This is a genomic window from Hydrogenophaga sp. YM1 (genome assembly GCF_016903055.1).
Classification (GTDB): Bacteria; Pseudomonadota; Gammaproteobacteria; order Burkholderiales; family Burkholderiaceae_C; genus Hydrogenophaga; species Hydrogenophaga borbori.
This window is the reverse complement of the sequence record NZ_CP070223.1, coordinates 212,690-236,146: the sequence shown is the minus strand read 5'-3', so window position 1 is coordinate 236,146 and position 23,457 is coordinate 212,690. Positions and strand designations below refer to the sequence as shown.

Below are 23,457 nucleotides of genomic sequence, written 5' to 3'. Positions count from 1 at the left end.
GCAGCAGCGCCGGCCCGGGCCGGCGACACCCTGTCGGCGCCAGCCCCGCGCCCGACACGGTCGCTCAGACATTTCTGTCATGAGCACACAACCAAACATTGGTTGGTGAAACGGGCCGGCGCACCTAGAGTGCGTCCATTCGTAAGCCTATTTCATTACCAAACCCTTTTGAACTGGCCATGTCGAGCGGACGGACATCCACCCCGCTGGCGGCGGACGCCCAGGCGCCGCTGCGCCGGGCGATCGACGCGGTCGAGGCCTGGCGCACGAACGACCTCATCCACAACCCCCGGCACGGCTGGCTCTCGCGCGTGCCCCCCACCCAGGTGCTGTTCCCGCTGTCCGGCCCGCCCACGCCCGACGACCTGGACGATCTGCTGGCCAAGGCCGGGCGGACGCCGACCTTCTTCCTGACCCACCCGCTGGTGATCGCGGCCTTCGAACGCGAATGCGCGCGCACCGGTGTGCGACCGGCCCCCACGGTGCTGTTCGACGCCCGCGCCCTCACCTGGCGCGACACGCCCCTGATCCCCTGCGACACGGTGCCCCTGGTCAATGGCAAGGGCAAGGTCTTGCTGCTGTGCGCGGGCGACGGGCACCCGGCCCCGCCGGTGCGCGCCTGCGGCAACCAGCGCCGGGCCATCGCCACTTACCTGATCGGTTTGCACCGCTCGCTGGCCGGGCGCGCGCCCGACGCGCTCGCGGTGCTGGAAGACGTCGAGATCGGTCGCAGCCACGCCTATCCCGACACCTACAAGGGCTGGGCCATGGACCCCGGCCCCGCCCCGCGCCGAGCGGACACGACACAGGAAGGAACGACCCCGTGCAGTCACTGTCCCTGAGCTTGATCCGCCGGCCGCCTTCCCCCCGCAAAGCCCGGGTCGAACGCCCCCCCATCCACCCCTTGCCGGACGGCGGCAGCGGCTTGGCGCCGCGCAGCCCGCGCACGCTCCAGCACCCCGGCAGCCCATCGCACGCCCAGAACAACCTGCGGCAGCTGCACGATCAGCGCGCGTCGCGCCAGCCGTCGGCGCCCGGCAGCCCTCGCCCGTCGCCGCGCCAGGGCGTGCGGGCGGCGCCGCCCGTGGACGCCCCGGTCGTCGGCGCTGCGTACGTCGCCCCCGGCCTGCTGGACAGGCCCGACCTCCTGGCCGCGGTCTGCGCCGGCTGGGCGACGGGGGCGGGCGCCACCAGCGGCACCGGCCTGGCGAACGCCTTCACCGACGACGCCGGCGGCGACGCGCTGCCCGCCACGCTGTTCGCGGGCGGCCTCTTCAACCTGCTGTGCTCCCTCGTCGACACGGGCCTGACCCTGCATGCCTGGCGCGAGGCCCACCAGCAGTACCAGGCGTTCGAGGCGCTGCTGGGCGCGCAGCACCTCCTGCTGCACCAGCTGAACGACCAGCTGCGCCACGGCCCTGACCCGCGGCTGCGGGCCACACGCGACCTCGCGCAATTCAACGTGGACGCGCTGACCGGCCTGTTGAAGGGCTTCGAGAAGGCCTATCTGCTGGGCCCGGAGCGCGAGCGGGCCATTGAGCGGCGCCAGCTGCACCTCGACCACCTGGTGAGCGCCGACGAGGCCCTGCGCCTGCGCCAGCAGGCCCTGGCCTACCCGGACGAGCGGCGCCAAGGCCTGGCCGACCACGCCGAGCGGCAGCGCGACGCCTTGCAGGCGCGCATCGATGCCTTCGACGCCGCGTCGCGGGTGCCGCTGTTCGAGCGCATGCGCGAAGGCCTGAGCCACCCCCTCGACCTGCTCGCCGGCCTCAGCGACGAGCAGATCGCCTTCCTGCGCGACGGCGCGCTGCAGGGCGCCAAGGTCCCTTTCCAGCTGTTCAGCGCACTCGCCACGCTGCTGCCCCACCTGCTCACCAGCGGCGCGGCCGGCGCCGCCCTGGACACCGTGGGCCAGGCCGTGCCGCCGGTGGCGGTGCTGCTGGCGCTGGCCCATCTGCTCACCGCGAACTGGGACCGCGTGGGCGGCCAGAAGCGCATGGGCAAGGCGCGGGCCGCCCGCCTCGCCAAGCTGCAGGCCTTCGAGCGCGTGGTGTGGGGCCTGTCCCCCGACAGCGTCACCCCCGGCGCCGACCCCGAGCAGGTGAAGCAGGCCCTGCAGGTGCGCCGCAACCTGGCCCGGCAGCTGGCCAAGGCCATTCAGCGCACGAACCAGGCCAAGCGCGTGGCCTGGGCCCGCAAGTTCCGGGGCAAGTTCAACCTGGTCAACTTTCTGCTCAGCCTGTTGGGCCTGGCCGCGATGGCGGCGGGCACCGGTTCCTATGGGACGATTCCGGCCGCCGTCGTCGGCTCCGCGCTGGGCCTCTTCCTGCTCACGCACCTCGCCAAGTACCAGGCCTATCTGGCGGCGGACAAGCAGCGCATGCGCCGGCGCGACCGGGAAGCCAGGGCCTTGCGCGATGCGGACGGCTTCAAGGCCAGCGAGCTGTACGCCGGCCGCCTCGGTGTCGACGCGCCGCTGAACGAGGCCCAGCGGCAGGCGCTGCGCCACAACACCTACCTAAGCCTCGACTGGCTGCAGGGCCAGCTGTACGAGGTGGGACTGCAGGCCAGCCAGGCCCCCGGCGGCGCGCCGCCGCTGTGCGACGCCGAACGGGCCCTGCTGGACGCCGGTGTGGCGCCCGACACCTTGCGTGCGCTGCGCCAGGCGGCCTGGGTCCGGACGCGGGCGCAGCACGGCCAGCTGGTGCGCGCCGTGGCCACGGGCACCATCGGCCTGCGGCTGTTTCCGTCGGACCCGAGCGCGCCGCTCGATGGCCACCACGCCCCGGTGCCGGTGCTGCGCACGCAGGCGGCCCAGGCGCCCACGCCCTTCGCCCATCTCGCGGACCTGATCGACGCCGTCAAACACGCCGGCAAGGCGCAGCTGCGAAGGGACCACAACCGCGTGGGACGCCTCGCGCGCGGCTTCGGGCGCAAGTCCCTCGCCACCCCCGGGCAAGCGCTCAAGGCCCTGGAGCGCCATGCACAGCGCGGCGACACCGAAGCGCTCGCCCAGCTGCGGCGCGACCTGCTCCAGCCCCTGCTGAGCGGCTTGCCGCTGCGCCCCGACGGCCTGGGCATCGCCTGGCCCGAGCGCTACCAGGGCGGCGGCGAAGACGACCCGGACACCGCCGACTGCCTGATCCGCTGCCTGCGGGAGCTGCAGGACACCTGCCGGTTGGGCCAGCTCGCCCTGGCCGACGAGCAAGAGAAGGGGCGATGGTCCGACCGCTGGATGCGGCGGCGCCTGCGCGACTGCGCCGAACTGGCCGAACGCCTGATACAGGCCGTCCAACAGGAACGCGCCCAGCCCGAACCCTGGTGGGACGCGCTGGTCGATGGCCCGCCGGTCTTCCGGCCGGCGGACGACGAGGCGGAGCCCATCGATCTCTGGTCTTCCGGGCGCGAGGGCGATGAGGCGCTGTCGGGGGTCAGCGGTCCGCCCACTGCCTTCGAGGCGTGCTTCCACGGGGACGCGCCCGAGCCGGCCGCCGGCCCGCTGCCGGCCTACGCCATCAAGGTATGAGCCCACAAGAACCCGGTCGCGCGGGCCCGGCCGGGTCTACATGCCGCAACGGCATAAAGAAACAAGAAAACTGTCGTTTGTATTTGTGAAGAGCACTTCCAGAATGCCCTTCCCGCTTCCCAAACGCCCCGAGTTTTCGACCATGACAACCGCACTGCGCACCACCGCCGCCGCCCTGGGCCTGGCCCTGAGCACGCTGGCCTCGGCCCAGACCACCCCGCTGCTCAACGTCTCCTACGACGTGGCGCGCGAGTTCTACAAGGACATCAACAGCGCCTTCGTCGAACAGCAGAAGAAGGCCGGCAAGACCGTGGTGGTGAACCAGTCGCACGCCGGCTCCAGCGCCCAGGCGCGCGCCGTGGCCGACGGCCTGGAGGCCGACGTGGTCACCATGAACACCACCACCGACGTGGACTTCCTGGCCGACAAGGGCGTGGTCGCCAAGGACTGGCGCCAGAAGTTCCCGCACAACGCCGCGCCCACCACCTCCACCATGCTGTTCCTGGTGCGCAACGGCAACCCCAAGAACATCAAGGACTGGGACGACCTCATCAAGCCCGGCGTGCAGGTCGTGGTGGTCAACCCCAAGACCGGCGGCAACGGCCGCTACGCCTACCTGGCCGCCTGGGGCCAGGTGCGCGCCAAGGGCGGCAGCGACGCGCAGGCCGCCGAGTTCGTGAAGAAGCTCTACGCCAACGTGCCCGTGCTGGCGCGCGGCGGGCGCGACGCCACCGGCGTCTTCCTGCAACGCAACATCGGCGACGTGCTGATCACCTTCGAGTCCGAGGTGGTGTCGGTGAACAAGGAGTTCGGTGCCGGCAAGGTGGACGCCGTGCACCCGAGCGCGAGCGTCGTGGCCGAGAACCCGGTGGCCATCGTCGAGCGCACGGTGAACAAGAAGGGCACGGCCGCCCAGGCCAAGGCCTACCTCGACTTCCTCTACAGCGAGCAGGGCCAGGAGATCGCGGCCCGACACAACATCCGGCCGCGCTCGGAAGCGGTGCTCAAGAAGCACGCCGACGTCTTCAAGCCCATCAAGCTGTTCACCGTCGAGCAGTACTTCGGCTCCTTCGCCGACGCGCAGAAGGTGCACTTCAACGACGGCGGCCAGTTCGACCAGATCTACACGGCCCGCTGAACCATGACCGCCGCCACGCTGCCCCTGCAGGCAGCCCCCGGCGCGCGGCGCCCCACGCGCCGCGTGCTGCCGGGCTTCAACATCACCCTGGGCTACACCCTGCTCTACCTGAGCCTGATCGTGCTGATCCCGCTCTCGGCCCTGGTCTTCAAGACCTTCTCCATGAGCTGGGCGCAGTTCTGGGACGCCGTGGCCTCGCCGCGCGTGCTGGCCGCCTACCGGCTGAGCTTCGGCGCCTCGCTGATCGCGGCACTGGTCAACGTGGTGTTCGGCCTGCTGGTGGCCTGGGTGCTGGTGCGCTACAGCTTCCCGGGCAAGAAGATCGTCGACGCCCTGGTGGACCTGCCCTTCGCCCTGCCCACGGCCGTGGCCGGCATCTCGCTCACCGCGCTGCTGGCCGACAACGGCTGGGTGGGCCAGGTGGTCGCGCCGCTGGGCATCCAGCTGGCGTTCAACCCCAACGGCGTGGTCATCGCGCTCATCTTCATCGGCCTGCCCTTCGTGGTGCGCACCGTGCAGCCGGTGCTGGAAGACACCGAGAAGGAGCTGGAGGAAGCCGCCTCCAGCCTGGGCGCCACGCGCTGGCAGACCTTCTCGCGCGTGATCTTCCCGAGCATCGCGCCCGCGCTGCTCACGGGCTTCGCCATGGCCTTCGCGCGCGCCGTGGGCGAGTACGGCTCGGTGATCTTCATCGCCGGCAACATGCCCATGGTGTCGGAGATCACGCCGCTGATCATCATCGCCAAGCTGGAGCAGTACGACTACGCGGGCGCCACCGCCGTGGCCTCGGTGATGCTGGGCATCTCCTTCGTGCTGCTGCTGGTCATCAACGCCCTGCAAGCCTGGCAGCGAAAGCGCTCCGGGGGGGCGATGGCATGAGCGCACGCACGGCCGTTCCGAAGGGCGCTCGCACCGCAGCGCGCAGCGCGGAGGTTTTCGAATGAGCCTGGCCCGTACCGAGGCGCCCTGGGTGCGCCGCACGCTGATCGGCATCGCCCTGGCGTTCATGGCGCTGTTCCTGGTGCTGCCGCTGGCCGCGGTGTTCACCGAGGCGCTGCGCAAGGGCTGGGAGGCCTACTGGGAAGCGCTGAAGGAGCCCGACGCCTGGGCCGCCATCCGCCTGACGCTGCTCACGGCCGCGATCGCGGTGCCGCTGAACCTGGTGTTCGGCGTGGCCGCGGCCTGGGCCGTGGCCAAGTTCGAGTTCCGCGGCAAGGCCTTCCTCACCACGCTGATCGACCTGCCGTTCTCCGTCTCGCCGGTGGTGGCGGGCCTGATCTATGTGCTGGTCTTCGGCGCGCAGGGCTGGCTCGGCCCCTGGCTGGCCGAGCACGACATCCGAATAGTCTTCGCCGTGCCCGGCATCGTCCTGGCCACTGTCTTCGTCACCTTCCCCTTCATCGCGCGCGAGCTCATCCCGCTGATGCAGGCCCAGGGCAACGACGAGGAACAGGCGGCGCAGGTGCTGGGCGCCACCGGCTGGCAGACCTTCTGGCACGTCACGCTGCCCAACATCAAGTGGGGTCTGATCTACGGCGTGATCCTGTGCAACGCGCGCGCCATGGGCGAGTTCGGCGCGGTCTCGGTGGTCTCGGGCCACATCCGCGGCCAGACCAACACCATGCCGCTGCACGTGGAGGTCCTCTACAACGAGTACCAGTCGGTGGCCGCCTTCGCCGTGGCCTCTCTGCTGGCCCTGCTGGCGCTGGTCACCCTGGTCATCAAGACCGTGGCCGAGTGGCGCATGGAGCGTGAACTCAAGGCCCTGGCCGAACGGCCGCCCGAGCGGCCCCGCAACGACACCTCCCTCGCAGGAGCGTCCACATGAGTGCCGCACGGCCGCCCGAAGGCACTCGCACCGCAGCGCGCAGCGCGAAGGTTTCACCATGAGCATCAACGTCCAGAACATCTCCAAGCACTTCGGCAGCTTCCACGCGCTGGACAACATCCGGCTCGACATCCAGAGCGGCGAGCTGCTCGCCCTGCTGGGCCCCTCGGGCTGCGGCAAGACCACGCTGCTGCGCATCATCGCGGGCCTGGAAACGGCCGACGCTGGCCAGATCGTCATCAGCGGCGAGGACAGCACCCACGTGCATGTGCGCGAGCGCAACGTGGGCTTCGTGTTCCAGCACTACGCGCTGTTTCGCCACATGACGGTGGCCGAGAACGTGGCCTTCGGCCTGCGCGTGAAGCCGCGCGGCGAGCGCCCGAGCGACAAGCAGATCCAGGCCAAGGTGGTCGAGTTGCTCAAGCTGGTGCAGCTCGACTGGCTGGCCGACCGCTACCCCGCGCAACTGTCGGGCGGCCAGCGCCAGCGCATCGCCCTGGCGCGCGCGCTGGCGGTGGAGCCCAAGGTGCTGCTGCTCGACGAGCCCTTCGGCGCGCTCGACGCCCAGGTGCGCAAGGAACTGCGCCGCTGGCTGCGCCGCCTGCACGACGAACTGCACGTCACCAGCATCTTCGTCACGCACGACCAGGAAGAGGCCCTGGAAGTGGCCGACCGCGTGGTGTTGATGAACCACGGCCGCATCGAGCAGGTGGGCTCGCCGCGCGAGGTCTGGGAACACCCGGCCACGCCCTTCGTGGCGCGCTTCCTCGGCGGCGTGCCGCTGGTGGGCGACGGCACGCGCCCGCTGCGCCCGCACGAGCTGGAGGTGCGGCGCCTGCTGCCCGGCACCGACACGCGCGGCGCCGTGGTGGCCACGCTGCGGCGCGCGCTGGTGCTCGACCCGGTGGTGCGGCTCGAACTCGAGCCCGAGTCCGGCGCGCACGACCTGATCGAGGCCCGCCTGGGCACGGCCCAGTTCCACTCCCTGGGCCTGCGCGAGGGCGACGCGGTGCTGGTGTCGCCGCGCAGCCCGCTCGGCGCGCCCGAACCGGCCCTGGCCTGAGGCAGGCGCCCGCCGGGCGCGGGGAACCCCGCTGTCGTCAGCGGGTCATGCAGGGACACCAGCATCTGCCCGCCCCATGGACCACAGCCTCGCCCGCCGCCTGCGCCGCGCCGCCATCCGCCAGGAACGGCGCTGGCGCGCGCACGGCCTGGGCGGCTCGCACAAGCCCGACGAAACCGCCCCGCTGCGCCTGACGCTGGCCGAGCTGCTGAACCTGCACGGCGAGGCCTCGCTGCCGGTGCTGGTGATGGTGCTCTCGCTGTTCACCCTCATCCCGGTGGGCGGCGCGGGCTGGTTCGTGAGTTTCTTCATCGCCGCGCTGGGCTGGTCCTGGGCGCGCGGCCGGGAGCGCGTGGCCCTGCCGGGCGCGCTGGGCGGCTTCACCCTGAACGAACAATGGTCGCGCCGCAGCCTGCACGCCCTGGCCTGGCTGTACGCCCTCGCCGACCGCTGGCTGGGCCCGCGCTGGCAGGCCTGGCGGCACGAGCGCACGCGCGGCTGGTGGGGCGCCTGGATCGCGGCGATGGCGGCCATCATCTTTTTGCCCCTGCCCTTCGGCAACGTGCTGCCCAGCGCCAGCCTGGTGCTGCTGGGCCTGGGCTGGCTGTTCCGCGACGGCCTGGCGCTGGCGGCCTCCACCCTGGCCGGCGCCGCCGCCATCGCTTACACCCTGGCCTTCGGCCAGCTCGCGATCGATCTGGCGCAGCGCGGCTGGGGCTGGCTGACGGGCGCCTGAGGCCGCCGCGGGCGGCCCCTAGAATCGCCCGAGACCCGCAGCACAGGCCCGATGCACAACCCTCCCCTGGACGACTGTCCGCTCTATGTGGACCTGGACGGCTCGCTCACGCCGAGCGACACCCTGCACGAATCCATCGTGCTGTTCGCGCGCCGCCATCCGCTGAACCTGCTGCGCATGGTGGGTTGGCTGGCGCGTGGCAAGGCCGGCTTCAAGCGCGCCCTGGCCGACGCCGTGCTGCCCGAGCCCGAGCGCCTGCCCTGGCGCGCGGATTTCATCGAGTTCCTGCGCGCCGAACACGCGCGCGGCCGCACCCTGGTGCTGGCCACCGCCGCCGACGCGCGCGTGGCGCGGCGCGTGGCCGAGCACCTGGGCGTGTTCAGCGGCGTGCTGGCCACCGAGGACGGCGGCCCCAACCTGAGCCGCGCCCACAAGCGCGAGGCCATCGCCGCGCACGCGCGCGCCGCGGGCCATGAGCGCTGGGCCTACGCGGGCAACAGCGCCGACGACCTGCCCGTCTGGGCCGGCGGCGCGCAGGCCATCGCGGTGAACGCGCCGGCCGGCGTGCTGCGGCGCCTGCAGGCCGCGCAGGCGCCCGCCCGCGTCTTCGAACGGCGGCCGCTCACACCCAAGACCGTGCTGCGCGCGATCCGCCTCAAGCAGTGGTCCAAGAACGGCCTGCTGTTCGTGCCGCTGCTGGCGGCGCACACCACCGACCCCTCGCTGTGGCTCACGCTGTTCGTGGCCTTCGTCGCCTTCGGGCTCTGCGCCTCGGCCACCTACCTGGTCAACGACCTGCTCGACCTGCCCAATGACCGCGCGCACCGGCTCAAGCGCCTGCGCCCGCTGGCGGCGGGCACGCTGGGCATCGGCGCCGCAGTGGCCATTGGCGCGGCGATGCTGCTGGCCGCCTTCGCACTGGCCGCCTGGGTCGGCCAGGCCTTCACCGGCGCGCTGCTGCTCTACACCGCGCTGACGCTGGGCTACTCGCTGCGCTGGAAGCGCATCCCGCTGTTCGACGTGCTGCTGCTGGCCACGCTCTACACGCTGCGCATCGGCGCCGGCGCGCTGGCCGGGCACGTGGACCTGTCCAACTGGCTGCTGGCCATCTCCATCTTCCTGTTCCTGAGCCTGGCGCTGGTCAAGCGCTGCGCCGAACTGGAAGAGGCGGTGGACGCGCACCAGGCGCCCGCGCCCGGCCGCGGCTACCAGCCGCGCGACCTGGCCACGCTGCGCACCATGGGCATGGCCAGCGGCTTCATGTCGGTGCTGGTGCTCACGCTCTACATCGACTCGCCCAACAGCCGCGCGCTCTACGCCCAGCCCGACTGGCTGTGGGCCGCCGCGCCGGTTCTGCTGATGTGGGTGATGCGCATCTGGTTCAAGACCGGCCGGCGCGAACTCCACGGCGAAGACCCGCTGGCCTTCGCGCTGAAAGACCCCTTCAGCTGGGCCACGCTGTTCGTCATGGGCGGCATCGGCCTGGCGGCCACCATCGGCTGGCAGCCCCACCTATGAAGTCCCTCGCCCTGCTGCTCGCGCTGCTCTGCGTGCTCCTGTCCTCGGCGGCGCAGCTCGCCATGAAGCGCGGCCTGGGCCCCGGCGGCGCCGACGTGGCCGGCACCTACGTGCAGGCCTTCACCAGCCCCATGGTCTGGCTGGGCCTCCTGCTCTATGGCGCCAGCGCCGTGCTCTGGCTGTGGGTGCTGTCGCGGCTCGACGTGTCGCTGGCCTACCCGCTGGTGAGCCTGGGCTTCGTGGTCACCATGCTGCTGGGCGTGCTATGGCTGGGCGAGCCCTTCTCGTGGCTGCGCGTGGCCGGCTGCACGCTGATCGTGGTTGGCGTGAGCCTGCTGGCCCTCTCCGCTCGGGCATGATCGGCGCCCGGCCGCCTCCCATGCGCGCCGCCGATACCCGACGATGAAAGCCGACAACAACTCCCTCGCGGCCGCGCGCCGCCTTTTCTGGTGGGCCTTTGGCCTCACACTGCTGCTCAAGGTGTTCCTGGCCGCGGTGTTTCCCTTCACGGGCGACGAGGCCTTCTTCTACCAGTGGGGCGCGCACCCGGCCTGGCATTACTCGGACCACCCGCCGCTGGTGGGCTGGCTGATCGCGCTGCTGCGCGCCATCGGCGGCGACGCGCCCCTGGTGCTGCGCAGCGCCACGCTGCTGGTGACCAGCGCCATCGCCCTGCTGGTGGTGGACCTGCTGCGCCGCCTGCTGCCGGAGGAACGCGAGGCCCAGGCCTGGCTCGCCGGCGCCGTCTACCTGGCCCTGCCCTGGAGCTGGCTGTTCGTGCTGGTGACCACCGACACGCCGCTGATCCTGTTCATGGCGCTGTCGTTCTGGGCCTACGTGCGCGCCGACACCAGCGGGCGCGGCACCGGCTGGTACCTGCTCAGCGGCGCCCTGCTGGGCGCGGCCTTCTTCGGCAAGTACTTCGCGGCCCTGCTGGGCTTTGCCTACGCGGCCCACGCCTGGGGCTGGCGGCGCGAGCGCTGGTGGGCGCCCGTGCTGGTGTTCGTGGCCGCGCTGCCCGCCATCGGCGCCAACCTGTACCTGAACGCCACGCATGGCTGGAGCCACGTGATGTTCAACGTCTTCAACCGCAACGAAGCCTCGGCCTGGTCGCTGGAGACCTTCCTCACCTACGTCGGCATGGCGCTGTACCTGGTGACGCCCTGGTGGCTGTGGCGTGCCGCGCGCTCGCGCGCGCCCGCCGGCGTGAGCGCCAGCGCGCGCACCACGCTCGCGGTGCTGTGGATCTTCCCCTTCGTGGTGTTCGCCCTGCTGGCCACGCGCCGCACCATCGGCCTGCACTGGGTGCTGGGTTTCGTGCCGGTGTTCGTGGTCTGGGCCGGGCTGCGCTGCGAGGTGCGCCCGCTGCGCCGCCTGCTGGGCTACACGGCGGCGCTGTCGCTGCCGCACCTGGTGGTGGTGCTGGCGATCGCGCTGGCGCCGGTGGCGTGGTTCGCCCAAACGAAATGGGCCGATCGCGCGGTGTTCCTGCGCGAGAACGCCGCGGTGGTCGCCGGCCTGCGCCAGGGCCTGCCCGCCGGGGCCACGCTCATGGCCCAGGCCTACAACCCGGCGGCCATGCTGGCCTTTCGCCACGGCCAGTACGTGCCGGTGTTCGGCCCGGGCCGCCACCACGCGCGCCAGGACGACCAGGTGATCGATTTCCGCCGCTACGACGGCCAGCCGATCCGCGTCTTCCACTACGACGAGCCCGATCTCGCGAACTACGCGCCCTACTTCGAGCGCGTGAGCAAGCACGCCTTCGTGGTGGATGGCGCGCGCTTCTGGTACGTCGACGGCGAGGGTTTTCGCTTCGCGCCCTACCGCGAGCGGGTGCTGGCCGCCGTGGCGCGCGACTTCCACGACATTCCGCGCTGGCTGCCGGTGCTGGGCAACCCCTTCTGCGAACGCTACGGCTTCAAGGAATGCTCGCCGGGGCGCTGAGCAAGGGCGCGACCTTGGCCCTGGCGCGCCACACGCTGAGGGTTTTCTGGCCCGCGGGCGCCGCGCCGTGCCAGGCCCCGCGCGCGTGCCCCGCCGCGATCAGTTGAACAAGGCCGTGTAGCGCCGCTGCATTTCCTCGGGGGTCACCTGTTCGATGGCGTGCCCGATCAGCCAACGGTGGCCGAAGGGACAGCGCACCACGCCGCTGCGCTCGCCGTAGAACGCGTCGCTGGCCTCGCGCTCCAGCGTGGCGCCGGCCGCCACGGCCTGGGCCAGCATGACGTCGGCGTCGTCCACGTGCAGGTGCAGGGTGACCGGCGTGGCGCCCAGGCTGCGCGCGCTGCGGATGCCGCACTCGGGGAACTCGTCGCACAGCATCACGGTGTGGGGCCCGAAGGCGAGTTCGGCGTGGCCGATGCGGCCCGAGGGCTCGACCAGGCGGAACTTTTCGGTGGCGCCGAAGGCCTTGCCATAAAAATGAATGGCGGCGGCCGTGTCGTGCACGCAGAGGTAGGCGTAGGTTTCGTCAATGCGCATGGGCGGCTCCCGTGGACAGCGGTAGGACCCCCGCACTGTGCCGGTCGTGGCACGCCGCGTATAGAAGAAATTGTTCGCGCCGCCGGCTCAGCCCCGGCGGGGCGGGTCCAGGGGCAGGTGGTTGGGCTCCTCGGGCGCGAGCGCGCGAAAGCGCCCGGGCGTGAGGCCGGCCATGGCGCGGAATTCGCGGATGAGGTGCGATTGGTCGCTGTAGCCCAGCGCGGCGGCCAGCTCGGCCGGCGCGGGTGCGTCGGCGGCGGCGAGGGCGCCGACCGCCCGCTGGAAGCGGCGCACGCGCTGCCAGGCCTTGGGGCTCAGGCCCGTGGCCTGCAGAAAGGCCCGCTCGAAGCGGCGCCGGCCCAGGCCGCTGGCGCGCACCGCCGCGCCCACGGAGGGCGATTGCCGCAGCAGCCGCGCCAGCGCGCCGGCCTGGCCCGGCACCGGCGGGCGGCGCGCCAGCAGCCAGGCCTCGAACCGCGCAAGCCGCGCGTCCACGTTCGGGGCCTCGAGCAGGCGCTCGCGCAGCCGCTGCGCCTCGGCGCCGAGCAGGGCCTCCAGCGGCACGTGGCGGCCGGTGACGGCGTCCGCGTCCAGGCCGAACAGCCACTGCGCGGCACCGGGCAGCAGCGTGGCGCCCACGCTGGCCGAGCGGGCGCGCAGGCGCTTGAGGTAGGGCGCGGTGCGCGCGCCCCCGAGCACCGCGGGGGCCAGCGGCTCGCCCAGGGGGTCGTCGGGCGAACGCAGCAGGCGCACCGGCACGTCGTCCAGCCGCAGCACGAGGTGCATGAGCCCGCTGGGCAGCAGGCGCTCGATGCGCGCCTGCGCCTCGCCCGCGGGCCCGGCCGCGCAGCTCCAGACCTCGCGCACGAAGGGGCGCAGCAGCGGGTGGGGGGCGCGGCGCCGGTTCATGGGGATTGGAGCCGGTTCGTCGCGCCCGGGCCGCTCAGTCGGCGGCCTCGAAGCGCACGCGCGGCGCCACCGCGCACAGCAGCTCGTAGGCGATGGTGCCGGCCGCGTGCGCGACTTCGTCCACCGGCAGCAGCGCACCGTTGCCGGCGCGGCCCCAGAGCACCACCTCGCTGCCGATGCCCGCCTCGGGCAGCCCGCTCAGGTCCACGGTGAGCATGTCCATGCTCACGCGGCCCAGGGTGCGCGTGCGCTGGCCGTCCACCAGCGCCGGCGTGCCGCTGGGCGCGTGGCGCGGGTAGCCGTCGGCGTAGCCGCAGGCGACGACGCCGATGCGCATGGGCCCGTCGGCGGTGAAGGTGGAGCCGTAGCCGACGGTGTCGCCGGCCTGCAGCTGCTGCACGCCGATCACCCGGGTGGACAGCGTCATGGTGGGCCGCAGGCCCCAGTGCGCGGCGCTGTGCTCGGGGAAGTCGGGCGCGCTGCCGTAGAGCGCGATGCCTTCGCGCACCCAGTCGGCCGCCAGCGAGCCGGCGCCGCGCAGGGCGCCGCGCGCGTGGCGCAGGATGGCCGCGCTGTTGGCCAGCGTGCGCTCGCCGGGCAGGTCGTCGGTGGCATGCTCGAACAGCGCCACCTGGTGCGCAATGCCGCGCGCGCCGTCGGCGTCGCTGAAGTGCGTCATGTGGCCGATTTCCTCGACCTGCGGCAACGCATTGAGCCGCGCCCAGGCCGTGCGGTAGGCCGCGGGCGTGAAGCCCAGGCGGTTCATGCCGCTGTTGAGCTTGAGGAAGACCTTGTGCGGCTGCTGGGTCTTGTGCGCGGCCAGCCAGTCGATCTGCTCATTGCAGTGCACCGCGTGCCAGAGGTTCAGGCGCGAGCACAGCTCCAGGTCGCGCGCCTCGAACGCGCCTTCGAGCAGCAGGATGGGACCGCGCCAGTCGAGGGCGCGCAGGCGCTCGGCCTCGGCCAGGTCCAGCAGGGCGAAGCCGTCGGCGCCGCGCAGGCCCTCGAAGGCGCGCTCGATGCCGTGGCCATAGGCATTGGCCTTGACCACCGCCCAGACGCGGGCGTCGGGGGCGCGCTCGCGCGCGATGCCGAGGTTGTGGCGCAGGGCGCCGGTGTGCACGGTGGCCAGGATGGGGCGGGGCATGGCGTGAGAAAAGTCAAGAAGGGAAATCCAGTCCGAGCGGCGGGGTGGCCTTCCGGCGGCGCCTGCGCACACGCGTGCTATAACCCGCGCCACCTCACGGAGACAAGCCTCAAACTGTCGCACAAACGTGTGGGGTGTCCGTCGATAGGCGCTTCATCCTGGCAGGCAAGCAAACCGATTCATCGCCATGAAGCGCGGCTTCTACACCATCATGACGGCGCAGTTTTTCAGCTCCCTGGCTGACAACGCGCTGTTCGTCGCCGCCATCGAGCTGCTGCGCCACCGCAACGCGCACGAATGGCAAAGCGCGGCGCTGGTGCCCATGTTCGCCCTGTTCTACGTGCTGCTGGCGCCCTTCGTGGGCGCCTTCGCCGACGCCCGGCCCAAGGGCCAGGTCATGTTCATCAGCAACGCCATCAAGGTGGTGGGCTGCCTGCTCATGCTGGTGGGCGTGCACCCACTGCTGGCCTACACCTTGGTGGGCCTGGGCGCGGCGGCGTACTCGCCGGCCAAGTACGGCATCCTCACCGAGCTGCTGCCACCGTCCCAGCTGGTCAAGGCCAATGGCTGGATCGAGGGCCTGACCATCGCCTCCATCATCCTGGGCGTGCTGCTGGGCGGCCAGCTCGTGGGGCCCACCCTGTCGTCGTGGCTGCTGGCGCTGCACATCCCCGGCATCCACCACGGCCCGGCCGCCGCCATCGCCATGCTGGTGGTGCTCTACATCCTGGCCGCGGCCTTCAACCTGCGCATCCCGCTCACCGGCGTGACGCCGCGTCCCATGCCGCGCAACCCGCTGGTGCTGCTGCCCGATTTCTGGACCTGCAACATGCGCCTCTGGCGCGACCACCTGGGCCAGATCTCGCTGTCCACCACCACGCTGTTCTGGGGCGTGAGCGGCAACCTGCGCTACATCGTGCTGGCCTGGGCCGCGGTGGCGCTGGGCTACAGCACCTCCAAGGCCTCGGCGCTGGTGGGCGTGGTGGCGCTGGGCACGGCCGTGGGCGCGGTGGTGGCCTCCATGCGCATGCGGCTCGACCAGGCCACGAAGGTCATCCCCCTGGGCATCGGCATGGGCCTGCTGGTGGTGCTGATGAACTTCATCGACAACGTCTGGGTGGCCGCGCCCTTCCTGGTGCTGCTGGGCGGCCTGGGCGGCTTCCTGGTCGTGCCCATGAACGCGCTGCTGCAGCACCGGGGCCACAACCTCATGGGCGCGGGCCGCTCCATCGCCGTGCAGAACTTCAATGAGCAGGCCTGCATCCTGGGCCTGGGCGCGCTCTACACGGCGTCCACCGGCGCGGGGCTGTCGGCCTTCGCGGCCATCACCGCCTTCGGCCTGCTGGTGGCCGGCACCATGTGGCTGATCGGCTGGTGGCACAAGCGCAACCAGCGCGTGCACGGGCACGAGATCGAGCGCCTGCTCGAAATCGCCCGCCGGGACGATCTACACGGATAGCACCCCCGCCGCGCTGCGCGCGACCCCCTCAAGGGGGCAATGCCTACGGCCCGGCAAAGCCGGTTCCGTGGCATTTCTGGCTTGGGTCACGCCACACGTTGCAAGTGTTCAGAAATTGCCCACGTTGGTGGGCGCGAAGCCGTTGAGGCTGACCAGGCGGTGCTGCGCGAGCACTTTGTACAGGTCGGCCTCGCTCACCGAGCGCGAGAGGTAGGCGTCGGCGCCGGCCAGTCCGGCCTTCATGCGCTCCATGCTGCCCGCGCTGGGCGCGAACAGGATCACCGTGGCCGCGCCCTTGGGCCCCTTGGCCTGCTTGGCCCAGCGGCAGACCTGGAAGGCGTCGGGCTCGCCGCCGAGGCGGTCGATGACCACCAGACGGTAGGGGTGCGCCTTGAGCATGGCCTGGGCCTGCGCGGGCTCGCGGCACCAGTCCACGCTCAGCTCGTACTTGCGCAGGCGCTTGAGCAGGATGCGGCCCTCCACCAGGCTCTGCCCCACCAGCAGGGCGTCGCCGCGCGCCACCTCGGGCACGGAGGCGTCGCCCTGGCGCAGCCGCGAGGGCAGGCGCGAGCGCGGCGAACGCGGCGCGGGCGGCGCGACATTGAGCAGGTCTTCCAGGTCGGCGTAGTCGGTGACACCGCGCAGGGGAATGCTGACCGTGCCGGCGCGCGGCGCGGCCGGGGCTGGAGCCGGCGCGGCGGGCGGGACCGGGGACGCGGCGGGCGATGGCGCGGTGTTGGCCGGCGGCGCACCCCGGGCGCCCGCGGCCGCCTCGCCGGCCATGTCGGCCGCGCGAGCGATCATGGACATGACCTCCTCACGCGTCATGGGCCGCGTGGGGGGGAACTCGGTCTCGGGCGAGCGGCGCCGGGCGCGGGCCGAGGGCGGCAGCGGCGCGATCGGCTGCGGCCTGCCGCTGGCCAGGCGCATGCTGGCCTGCAGGCCGTGCAGCTGGGAGGCCTTGAAGGGTTCGGTGGCCGCGAAGCCCGGCGCCAGCGGCGCCACCGAGGCCGCCGCCCGGGCGGTGCGCAGGCCCACCAGCGCGTCGAGCGAGCCCAGCAGCGAGACCAGGCGCACCGGCTTGCGCTCCACCGGCCAGCCGGTGCCGCCGTCGTGGGCGCCGATGAGCAGCACACGCCCCGGCAGCGAGGCGCCGCGCACCAGCGCCACGGCCTGGGCGTTGTCGGCGTTGACGAGCAGCAGCTGCGCGTCGAGCACCTCTTCCTGCACCCGGTAGGCCGGGGGCCGCCGCGCGGCGAGCCGGAAGAACGATTCGAATGTGGCGCTTTCGTGCTGGGCAAAGCCCACCAGCGCCACCGTGTAGGCAGCCTCCATTACCCGCTCCACGTGGTTCGACACTTTTTGAAACCGTTTGTCGGACGGCGCAGTATGGCGTGCCGCCTGGGTTTTGGGTACGGCATGCGGCGCCGCTCGTGCCGCCATGTGAAGATTCTGTCGCGCGCCGGACACCGCGCGCCCACCCAAGGAGCCCCTTCATGCCCAGCGTCTACGACTTCGAAGCCCTGTCCATCACCGGCCAGCCCGTGCCCCTGAGCCACTACAAGGGCCAGGTGATGCTCATCGTCAACACCGCCAGCGCCTGCGGCTTCACGCCGCAGTTCGCGGGGCTGGAAGCGCTGCACAAGGCCTACGGCCCGCGCGGCCTGGCGGTGCTGGGCTTCCCCTGCAACCAGTTCGGCTCGCAGGACCCGGGCAGCAACGAGGAGATCGCCGGCTTCTGCCAGCTCAACTACGGCGTGAGCTTCCCCATGATGGCCAAGATCGACGTCAACGGCGCCGAGGCTCACCCCTTGTACCGCTGGCTCACGGCCGAGGCGCCGGGGCTGCTGGGCAGCAAGGCCATCAAGTGGAACTTCACCAAGTTCCTGGTCGGCAAGGACGGCCAGGTGCTCAAGCGCTACGCGCCGCAGGACGCGCCCGCCAAGCTCGCCAGCGATATCGAGGCGGCGCTGGCGGCTTGACCGGTCGCCAACCACGGGCCTTGCAGGCCCGCCAGACCCTCAGGAGAGGGGCGTCGGCGCGATCGCCTGCGCAGGAGCGCCGCGCTTGCGCCACTCACCGATGGTGAAGGGGTCGGCCGGGGCGCTGTCCCCGTCGGCACCGTACGCACGGGCCCAGGCCTGGCCGATGGCGACTTCGCACAGCTGGCGTGCCGCGGCCCGGTTGGGGGCATCGCCTGGGATGAAGCGCTGAGCGCGCTCGTCCTTGGTTTCGCGCGTGATGAAGCGATCCGGCGCGTTGAACCGATCGACATCGGTTTGCGTGATCCAGCCCGCGTCGTGCAGCTGGAGCATCGCGTTGCCGGCCAGGCGCTGAAGCGTTTCGGCGTCCAGCGATGTCTTCGCGCCTTCGGGCACCTCGCCACCCAGCACCGTGCCGTAGGCCGCCCAGGCCTTGTCCACCTGTGCCAGCTTCTCTTCCCGGGTGCGCTTCACGGGCTCCTTGACCGGTGGCGTTGTGGACCGAACCGCGGCCTTGGGCGAACCATTCTCGAGATCGTCGAGAGTCGCCACGGCCGGCACCGATGCCTCGACAGGCGCGGCTTGCGTCGAGCCCGCCCCGTCCTGGGTGGGCGCGTCGGGCGCGCGGTCCGGCTCACCACCGAACAGGCGGTCCGCGAAGAAGCCCTGGAGCTGTTGAAGCGCCTGCTTGGCGCCGTGTTCAATGTCCTTCAGCAGCGTGGCACCCGCGTCGGGCGCCGCCTCCACGGGCGCTTGGTCCGGCGCCGCGGGATGGGCCTGCGCCCATGCCGCCAGCGCGTCCGGACCAATGGGCCGCTGTTCGCCGTGCTGACCCCAACGGCCTTCCATGAAGCGCCGCCACGCCTCGCCAATGGTGGCCTCGCACAGCCAGCGCACGGGGTCCGCCTCGCCGCCGAGCGGAGAAAAGCGCTTGCCGCGATCGGCGGCCGACTCGGTCGAAAAGCCGTCGCCCGCCCCCGCAAACCGCGCGAAGTCGCTCTCCGAAAGGCCCTTGTCGTCCCGCAAGCGGCGCAGGGCCATCAAGGCCACGCGATCGAACTCGCTGCCATCGAACGACTCGCGCTTGTCGCCCCTAAGCACCTGGTCATAGGTCTTCAGCGCGGCATCCACCCGCTCGATGGCTTGGGCTTGCGCGGGGACCTGGGCGGCATCGTTTGGCGTGGCGAGCGGGGCGGCTGGGGCCGGGGCGCCGGCTCGCGCCCCGGCCAGTTGAAGCTTGACGTCGACTCGAGACCCGGTCATGGCACCGGCCCTGACCCAGGCGTCAGTCCGGGCGTCAGTCCGCGCCTCAGGCGCCGCCGAATTCCTGGCGGCGAGGCGGCGCTCGTTCTCGCGCTGTGTCTTGCGGCTGTCATCGATCCAGCGCACGGGTTTGGACGGGTCGCCCCGCAAGACCTGCTTCTTCAGGTTGGGCAGGAACAGTGCCGCGGCCTTGACGCCGCGCGTGACCTGCTGCGCACCATCTTTGGCCGCGCGGCTCAGCGCGCCAGCGGTCGAAAGCTCTTTCCAGGTCTTGTGGGGGTTTTGAAGTTTGAGAGGAGAAAAGCCCATGGCGAGGAACGGCGAGGAAGAAGGGGCATCCCGATCACGGGACGGCGGCCAGTCGGAAAACCCAACTCGCGGCCTGAGTAGCGGCGCCCCTCGTGATCGTTCCTTGACCATCTACCCGGCCTAGTCGCTAGGACGCCCATCCCTTTGGCAGATGGCCGGGCAAGCCGCTGGCGACCAGAATCCCCGCTCCTGCCCGGTCACCGCCCCGGGCGCCCGTCCGAGGAAAGGCCGACCCATGACCCCCGACCAATTCCAGGAGTTGTGCCGCGGCACGGCACGCGCCCTGGGCCTGCGCGACCCCAACGCCCTGTTCACCGGTGGCGAGGTGGTCCTCGACGGCGTGAAGGTCGGGGCCTTCCACGAGGAAGAACACGACCCCGAGGGCGTCTTCTGCTACGCCGACCTGGGCCCGATCGGCACCCAAGCCAACGCGGTGGAGCTGCTGGAGGAGGTGCTGGCCATCAACCTCTCGCTCGACGGCGAGCGCGGCGAGGTGATTGGCCTGGAACGCGACAGCCGGCACCTGGTGCTGCGCGTGCGCCTGAGGGAAGACCAGGAGCCCTTGCACGAAGGCCGCCTGGCCGAGGAGCTGCGGCGCTGCGCGGCGCAGGCGAACGCGCTGTACGACAACGCCCTGTCCGGGGTCGAACGGCCGGTGGCCTAGGCCAAGGCCTTGGGGCCGCGGCCGGTCGGCCTTTATTGAGATCCGGAGGGGCTGCCGCTGGAACTCTCGATCGACGCCCGATCGGCGTCGTCCAACAGGAAGTCGCCCTGTTCGTTCTTCGGGTAGTCGACCTGCTCCAGCACCTCGGCGGACACCAGCCCGGCGGCCAGGTATTCCCATGCGATGGCGGCCCGGCATTGGGCGGCGGCCTCGGGCTTGAGCGTCAGAGGCGACAGCCGCGACTCGGCAAAGCGCGCGTTGGCCCCATCGGCGCGGTAGAGACCCGGGCGCCCATCCACCGTGACCTGGTCGCAGTCGTCCGGCGAAATGACGCCCCTGTCCACCATCTCTCGCAGGCCTTTGACGACGCAGCGGTTCAGGTCGTCGCTCGAATACCCACACTCGGCGGGCCTCGCCGCCAGCGCCGCGCCCATATGCTCGAACACCTTGAGCAGGGCATCGAACCGCTGCTGCTGCAGCGGCCGATTGGCCCAGGCGATGTCGCGGTCGTCGCGGGCCGCCACCCGGTCGGCGTGGGCCTTGTGGTCCTTGTAGTGGCGGTCCATGCCGCGGTAGCGTTCCCGCTCGTACTTGCGCTGGTCGTGCAGGGATTTGATCCACGGCGTACGGCTGTTCAGGTTGAACACCTGCTGCACCAGCTTCACCACCGCCACGCCAGCGTTGCCCACGACGACGGCACCCACGAAGTGGCCGGCATCCCCCACCTTGCGCAGCGCCGCCTGGGCCTTGGCGTCCTTTTGCAGTTGCTTGGTGTATCTGACGTCCAGATTCGGCTGGGCAGGGCGTTTGTTGTGCGGGACCATGGCGAAGGCTCCTGGCGGTGCGTTGGGGTTTGAAGGCAGGCGGAAAGCCTGCTACGTGGCAGGCGCCCGGCCCGCCGTTCCCCTGGCATCCGAAGGAAGGATGAACGCCGATCGGCCAGCACCGCGCGCTGCGCGCGCCCGAGCAGGCCGCCCGCGCCCGCGACCGCTCAGGCGCCGCGCGACAGCCAGCCCAGCAGCGCCGCCGCCAGCGAGGGCAGCACCAGCGCGTTGAGCAGCGCGCTCAGGCCCATGGCCAGCCCGGCGAAGGCGCCGGCCTCCTCGCCCTCCTGAAACGCGCGCGCGGTGCCGATGCCGTGCGCGATGGTGCCCAGCGCGAAGCCGCGCGCCGCCGGCTCGTGGAGGCGCAGGGCATCGAACAGGAAGCGCCCGCCCACCGCCCCCAGCACGCCCGTGGCCATCACCAGCACGGCGGTGAGGGAGGGCAAGCCGCCGATCTTTTCCGAGATGCCCATGGCCACCGGCATGGTGACCGACTTGGGCGCGAGCGAGGCCATGGTGGCGGGCGAAGCGCCCAGCGCCCAGGCCACCACGATGGCCGTGGCGGCGGCGGCCAGCGCGCCGGCCACCAGCGCCGCCAGCAGCGGCAGTGCCAGGCGGCGCAGCCGGTGCAGCTGCTCGAACAGCGGCACCGCCAGCGCCACCGTGACCGGGCCGAGCAGAAAGTGCACGAACTGCGCGCCCTCGAAATAGGTGGCGTAGGGCGTGCCCGTGGCCCACAGCAGCGTGGCCAGCACCAGCACCGTGGGCGGCACCGGGTTGGCCAGGGGGTGGAAGCCGCTGCGCCGGTAGAGCACGAAGGCGGCGTGGTAAACGAGCAGCGTGAGCGTGAGGCCCAGCAGCGGCGTGGCCGCCAGGTAGACCCAGATGTCGATCAGGCGGCGCGGGGCCTCGGGATTCACCGCGGCCCCTGCGAACGGCGCGTTTGCCAACGCATGAGCCACACCATGGTGCAGGCCGAGACGGCCAGGCCCACCAGCGTGCTCACCACCAGCGCCACCCCGATGGCCAGGGCCTCGTCGCCCAGCCGCTGCAGATGCTGCATCACCCCCACGCCGGCGGGCACGAACAGCAGCGACAGGTGCTGCAGCAGGCCCTGGGCGGTGGGCTTGATGGCGTCCAGCCAGGCCGGGCGCAGCGCCAGCGCGGCCAGCAGCAGGGCCAGGCCCACCACCGGCCCCGGCACGGGCGCGCCCGTGAGCAGCACGGCCACCTCGCCGAACAGCTGGAACAGCAGCAGGGTGGCGAGCGCGGGAATCATGCCGGCCATGGCGGGTTTGCTGGCACCTTCTCAGGCCTGCAGCGCCTCGTCGAGCAGTTCGACCCAGTGCCGCACCGGCGTGGCCGTGCCGCTCTGCAGGTGGGTGATGCAGCCGATGTTGGCGCTGGCGATGACGGCGGGCTGGAGCTCGCCCAGGTGGCCGAGCTTGCGGTCGCGCAGCTCGTGCGCGATCTGCGGCTCCAGCACCGAGTAGGTGCCGGCCGAGCCGCAGCACAGGTGCGCCTCGTTGCGCGCGAGTTGCACGGTGAAGCCGAGCTCGCCCAGACCGCGCTCCACCCCGCCGCGCAGCTGCTGGCCGTGTTGCTGGGTGCAGGGCGGGTGGTAGGCCACCACCCGCTGCGGATCGGGCCGGCGCGCCAGCTTCGGCTTCAGCGCGGGCACCAGGTCCGGCAGCAGCTCGGACAGGTCGCGCGTGAGCGCGCTGATGCGCGCGGCCTTGTCGGCGTAGGCGGGGTCGTCGCGCAGCAGGTGGCCGTAGTCCTTCACCATCACGCCGCAGCCCGAGGCGTTCATCACCAGGGCCTCGGCGCCCTGCTGCACGAAGGGCCACCAGGCGTCGATGTTGGCGCGCATCTGCGCCAGGCCGCCGCCGTGGTCGTTGAGGTGGAACTTCACCGCGCCGCAGCAGCCGGCCTCGGGCGCCACCAGGGCCTGGATGCCGGCGGCGTCCAGCACGCGCGCGGTGGCGGCGTTGATGTTGGGCGACATCGACGGCTGCACGCAGCCCGCGAGCATCAGCACCTTGCGCGGGTGCGCGCGCGTGGGCCACGCGCCGGCGGGGCGCGGCTCGGGCACCTTGGCCTGCAGCGCGCCGGGCAGCAGGCCGCGCACCGCCTGGCCCAGCTTCATGGCCGGGCCGAACAGCGGCGAGCTCAGGCCCTCCTTGAGCAGCCAACGCACGGCGCGCTCGCCCGTGGGGCGCGGCACCTTTTCCTCGACCACGGCGCGGCCGATGTCGACCAGGTGGCCGTACTGCACGCCGCTGGGGCAGGTGCTTTCGCAGTTGCGGCAGGTGAGGCAGCGGTCCAGGTGCTGCTGCGTCTTGCGCGTGGGCGTGGCGCCTTCGAGCACCTGCTTGATGAGGTAGATGCGCCCGCGCGGGCCGTCCAGCTCGTCGCCGAGCAGCTGGTAGGTGGGGCAGGTGGCCGTGCAGAAGCCGCAGTGCACGCACTTGCGCAGGATGGCCTCGGCCTCGCGGCCGCGCGCGGTGCCCTGGAACTCGGGGGCGAGCTGGGTCTGCATGTCAGGCCTCCCGCTGGGCCGCCCCGAGGGAGGCCTGCGCCTCCTTGGGGGGCAGCGACGACACGAAG

Annotated in this window: 22 protein-coding genes; 13 read left to right on the top strand and 9 right to left on the bottom strand. The window is 71.9% G+C overall.

Going from position 1 to position 23,457, the window contains the following annotated elements; genetic code table 11:
• The first annotated feature begins 179 nt into the window (after positions 1-179).
• From JNX00_RS01155 to JNX00_RS01110, 10 genes are all read left to right on the top strand, one after another.
• Complete coding sequence (locus JNX00_RS01155; RefSeq protein WP_204743847.1) at positions 180-842, top strand: hypothetical protein; 663 nt, start codon at positions 180-182, stop codon at positions 840-842.
• Positions 824-3,526: a hypothetical protein gene (locus JNX00_RS01150; RefSeq protein WP_204743846.1), complete on the top strand. Its 2,703-nt coding sequence runs from the start codon at positions 824-826 to the stop codon at positions 3,524-3,526. The genes JNX00_RS01155 and JNX00_RS01150 overlap by 19 nt, the downstream gene beginning before the upstream one ends.
• A gap of 142 nt (positions 3,527-3,668) precedes the next feature.
• The gene (locus JNX00_RS01145) at positions 3,669-4,664 is read left to right on the top strand and encodes a sulfate ABC transporter substrate-binding protein (protein ID WP_070400322.1); all 996 of its coding nucleotides are present in this window, start codon (positions 3,669-3,671) and stop codon (positions 4,662-4,664) included.
• A 3-nt stretch (positions 4,665-4,667) separates the two neighbouring features.
• Positions 4,668-5,543 (top strand): sulfate ABC transporter permease subunit CysT, encoded by an 876-nt coding sequence (gene cysT, locus JNX00_RS01140; RefSeq protein WP_070400181.1) that lies wholly within the window; start codon positions 4,668-4,670, stop codon positions 5,541-5,543.
• Between the two features lie 61 nt (positions 5,544-5,604).
• A complete protein-coding gene (gene cysW / locus JNX00_RS01135; protein WP_204743845.1) occupies positions 5,605-6,492 on the top strand; it encodes a sulfate ABC transporter permease subunit CysW in 888 nt (295 codons plus the stop codon).
• Between the two features lie 58 nt (positions 6,493-6,550).
• A complete protein-coding gene (locus JNX00_RS01130) occupies positions 6,551-7,555 on the top strand; it encodes a sulfate ABC transporter ATP-binding protein (RefSeq protein WP_204743844.1) in 1,005 nt (334 codons plus the stop codon).
• A 76-nt stretch (positions 7,556-7,631) separates the two neighbouring features.
• Positions 7,632-8,291, top strand: coding sequence for an exopolysaccharide biosynthesis protein (locus tag JNX00_RS01125; protein WP_070400178.1), 660 nt, complete (start codon positions 7,632-7,634; stop codon positions 8,289-8,291).
• Between the two features lie 51 nt (positions 8,292-8,342).
• A complete protein-coding gene (locus JNX00_RS01120) occupies positions 8,343-9,809 on the top strand; it encodes a UbiA family prenyltransferase (RefSeq protein ID WP_070400177.1) in 1,467 nt (488 codons plus the stop codon).
• Positions 9,806-10,168 carry an SMR family transporter gene (locus tag JNX00_RS01115; protein ID WP_070400176.1) on the top strand — a complete coding sequence of 121 codons (363 nt, stop codon included), beginning with the start codon at positions 9,806-9,808 and terminating at the stop codon, positions 10,166-10,168. The genes JNX00_RS01120 and JNX00_RS01115 overlap by 4 nt, the downstream gene beginning before the upstream one ends.
• A gap of 43 nt (positions 10,169-10,211) precedes the next feature.
• Positions 10,212-11,753 (top strand): glycosyltransferase family 39 protein, encoded by a 1,542-nt coding sequence (locus tag JNX00_RS01110; RefSeq protein WP_070400175.1) that lies wholly within the window; start codon positions 10,212-10,214, stop codon positions 11,751-11,753.
• 99 nt (positions 11,754-11,852) lie between these two features.
• Here JNX00_RS01110 and JNX00_RS01105 read toward each other — a convergent pair whose 3' ends face one another.
• The 3 genes from JNX00_RS01105 to alr form a co-directional block, all read right to left on the bottom strand.
• Positions 11,853-12,290, bottom strand: coding sequence for a VOC family protein (locus JNX00_RS01105; protein WP_204743843.1), 438 nt, complete (start codon positions 12,288-12,290; stop codon positions 11,853-11,855).
• A gap of 87 nt (positions 12,291-12,377) precedes the next feature.
• Complete coding sequence (locus JNX00_RS01100) at positions 12,378-13,199, bottom strand: helix-turn-helix domain-containing protein (RefSeq protein ID WP_083293269.1); 822 nt, start codon at positions 13,197-13,199, stop codon at positions 12,378-12,380.
• Between the two features lie 34 nt (positions 13,200-13,233).
• Entirely contained in the window at positions 13,234-14,346 is a 1,113-nt protein-coding gene (alr, locus tag JNX00_RS01095; RefSeq protein WP_204743842.1) for an alanine racemase, read from the bottom strand.
• A 187-nt stretch (positions 14,347-14,533) separates the two neighbouring features.
• Here alr and lplT point away from each other — a divergent pair, with 187 nt between their 5' ends.
• Positions 14,534-15,805 carry a lysophospholipid transporter LplT gene (lplT, locus tag JNX00_RS01090; protein ID WP_070400172.1) on the top strand — a complete coding sequence of 424 codons (1,272 nt, stop codon included), beginning with the start codon at positions 14,534-14,536 and terminating at the stop codon, positions 15,803-15,805.
• 108 nt (positions 15,806-15,913) lie between these two features.
• Here the strand turns inward: lplT and JNX00_RS01085 are convergent, their stop codons facing one another.
• A complete protein-coding gene (locus tag JNX00_RS01085; protein ID WP_204743841.1) occupies positions 15,914-17,140 on the bottom strand; it encodes a response regulator in 1,227 nt (408 codons plus the stop codon).
• A 161-nt stretch (positions 17,141-17,301) separates the two neighbouring features.
• Between JNX00_RS01085 and JNX00_RS01080 the strand changes: the two genes are divergently transcribed.
• Positions 17,302-17,787 carry a glutathione peroxidase gene (locus tag JNX00_RS01080; RefSeq protein ID WP_070400170.1) on the top strand — a complete coding sequence of 162 codons (486 nt, stop codon included), beginning with the start codon at positions 17,302-17,304 and terminating at the stop codon, positions 17,785-17,787.
• 39 nt (positions 17,788-17,826) lie between these two features.
• Here JNX00_RS01080 and JNX00_RS01075 read toward each other — a convergent pair whose 3' ends face one another.
• Positions 17,827-19,359, bottom strand: coding sequence for a hypothetical protein (locus JNX00_RS01075; RefSeq protein ID WP_204743840.1), 1,533 nt, complete (start codon positions 19,357-19,359; stop codon positions 17,827-17,829).
• Positions 19,360-19,594: 235 nt separating this feature from the next.
• On the opposite strand from JNX00_RS01075, the gene JNX00_RS01070 reads away from it, so the two are divergent.
• Positions 19,595-20,023 (top strand): CesT family type III secretion system chaperone, encoded by a 429-nt coding sequence (locus JNX00_RS01070; protein ID WP_204743839.1) that lies wholly within the window; start codon positions 19,595-19,597, stop codon positions 20,021-20,023.
• Positions 20,024-20,055: 32 nt separating this feature from the next.
• Here JNX00_RS01070 and JNX00_RS01065 read toward each other — a convergent pair whose 3' ends face one another.
• The 4 genes from JNX00_RS01065 to glcF form a co-directional block, all read right to left on the bottom strand.
• The gene (locus JNX00_RS01065) at positions 20,056-20,847 is read right to left on the bottom strand and encodes a hypothetical protein (RefSeq protein WP_204743838.1); all 792 of its coding nucleotides are present in this window, start codon (positions 20,845-20,847) and stop codon (positions 20,056-20,058) included.
• 167 nt (positions 20,848-21,014) lie between these two features.
• Positions 21,015-21,767, bottom strand: a complete 753-nt coding sequence (locus tag JNX00_RS01060; RefSeq protein WP_070400166.1) for an LrgB family protein — start codon at positions 21,765-21,767, stop codon at positions 21,015-21,017.
• Positions 21,764-22,135, bottom strand: a complete 372-nt coding sequence (locus tag JNX00_RS01055; RefSeq protein WP_239478226.1) for a CidA/LrgA family protein — start codon at positions 22,133-22,135, stop codon at positions 21,764-21,766. The genes JNX00_RS01060 and JNX00_RS01055 overlap by 4 nt, the downstream gene beginning before the upstream one ends.
• Positions 22,136-22,156: 21 nt before the next feature.
• On the bottom strand, positions 22,157-23,389 hold the full coding sequence (glcF, locus tag JNX00_RS01050; RefSeq protein ID WP_204743837.1) for a glycolate oxidase subunit GlcF: 1,233 nt from the start codon (positions 23,387-23,389) through the stop codon (positions 22,157-22,159).
• Between the last annotated feature and the right edge of the window lie 68 nt (positions 23,390-23,457).

What these genes read in the sequence shown, in the direction of transcription:
- JNX00_RS01155 (WP_204743847.1), top strand. Translation starts at nt 180, where the DNA reads ATGTCGAGCGGACGGACATCCACCCCGCTGGCGGCGGACGCCCAGGCG.
- JNX00_RS01145 (WP_070400322.1), top strand. Translation starts at nt 3,669, where the DNA reads ATGACAACCGCACTGCGCACCACCGCCGCCGCCCTGGGCCTGGCCCTG.
- cysT (WP_070400181.1), top strand. Translation starts at nt 4,668, where the DNA reads ATGACCGCCGCCACGCTGCCCCTGCAGGCAGCCCCCGGCGCGCGGCGC.
- cysW (WP_204743845.1), top strand. Translation starts at nt 5,605, where the DNA reads ATGAGCCTGGCCCGTACCGAGGCGCCCTGGGTGCGCCGCACGCTGATC.
- JNX00_RS01130 (WP_204743844.1), top strand. Translation starts at nt 6,551, where the DNA reads ATGAGCATCAACGTCCAGAACATCTCCAAGCACTTCGGCAGCTTCCAC.
- JNX00_RS01125 (WP_070400178.1), top strand. Translation starts at nt 7,632, where the DNA reads ATGGACCACAGCCTCGCCCGCCGCCTGCGCCGCGCCGCCATCCGCCAG.
- JNX00_RS01120 (WP_070400177.1), top strand. Translation starts at nt 8,343, where the DNA reads ATGCACAACCCTCCCCTGGACGACTGTCCGCTCTATGTGGACCTGGAC.
- JNX00_RS01115 (WP_070400176.1), top strand. Translation starts at nt 9,806, where the DNA reads ATGAAGTCCCTCGCCCTGCTGCTCGCGCTGCTCTGCGTGCTCCTGTCC.
- JNX00_RS01110 (WP_070400175.1), top strand. Translation starts at nt 10,212, where the DNA reads ATGAAAGCCGACAACAACTCCCTCGCGGCCGCGCGCCGCCTTTTCTGG.
- JNX00_RS01105 (WP_204743843.1), bottom strand. Translation starts at nt 12,290, where the DNA reads ATGCGCATTGACGAAACCTACGCCTACCTCTGCGTGCACGACACGGCC.
- JNX00_RS01100 (WP_083293269.1), bottom strand. Translation starts at nt 13,199, where the DNA reads ATGAACCGGCGCCGCGCCCCCCACCCGCTGCTGCGCCCCTTCGTGCGC.
- alr (WP_204743842.1), bottom strand. Translation starts at nt 14,346, where the DNA reads ATGCCCCGCCCCATCCTGGCCACCGTGCACACCGGCGCCCTGCGCCAC.
- lplT (WP_070400172.1), top strand. Translation starts at nt 14,534, where the DNA reads ATGAAGCGCGGCTTCTACACCATCATGACGGCGCAGTTTTTCAGCTCC.
- JNX00_RS01085 (WP_204743841.1), bottom strand. Translation starts at nt 17,140, where the DNA reads ATGGAGGCTGCCTACACGGTGGCGCTGGTGGGCTTTGCCCAGCACGAA.
- JNX00_RS01080 (WP_070400170.1), top strand. Translation starts at nt 17,302, where the DNA reads ATGCCCAGCGTCTACGACTTCGAAGCCCTGTCCATCACCGGCCAGCCC.
- JNX00_RS01075 (WP_204743840.1), bottom strand. Translation starts at nt 19,359, where the DNA reads ATGGGCTTTTCTCCTCTCAAACTTCAAAACCCCCACAAGACCTGGAAA.
- JNX00_RS01070 (WP_204743839.1), top strand. Translation starts at nt 19,595, where the DNA reads ATGACCCCCGACCAATTCCAGGAGTTGTGCCGCGGCACGGCACGCGCC.
- JNX00_RS01065 (WP_204743838.1), bottom strand. Translation starts at nt 20,847, where the DNA reads ATGGTCCCGCACAACAAACGCCCTGCCCAGCCGAATCTGGACGTCAGA.
- JNX00_RS01055 (WP_239478226.1), bottom strand. Translation starts at nt 22,135, where the DNA reads ATGGCCGGCATGATTCCCGCGCTCGCCACCCTGCTGCTGTTCCAGCTG.
- glcF (WP_204743837.1), bottom strand. Translation starts at nt 23,389, where the DNA reads ATGCAGACCCAGCTCGCCCCCGAGTTCCAGGGCACCGCGCGCGGCCGC.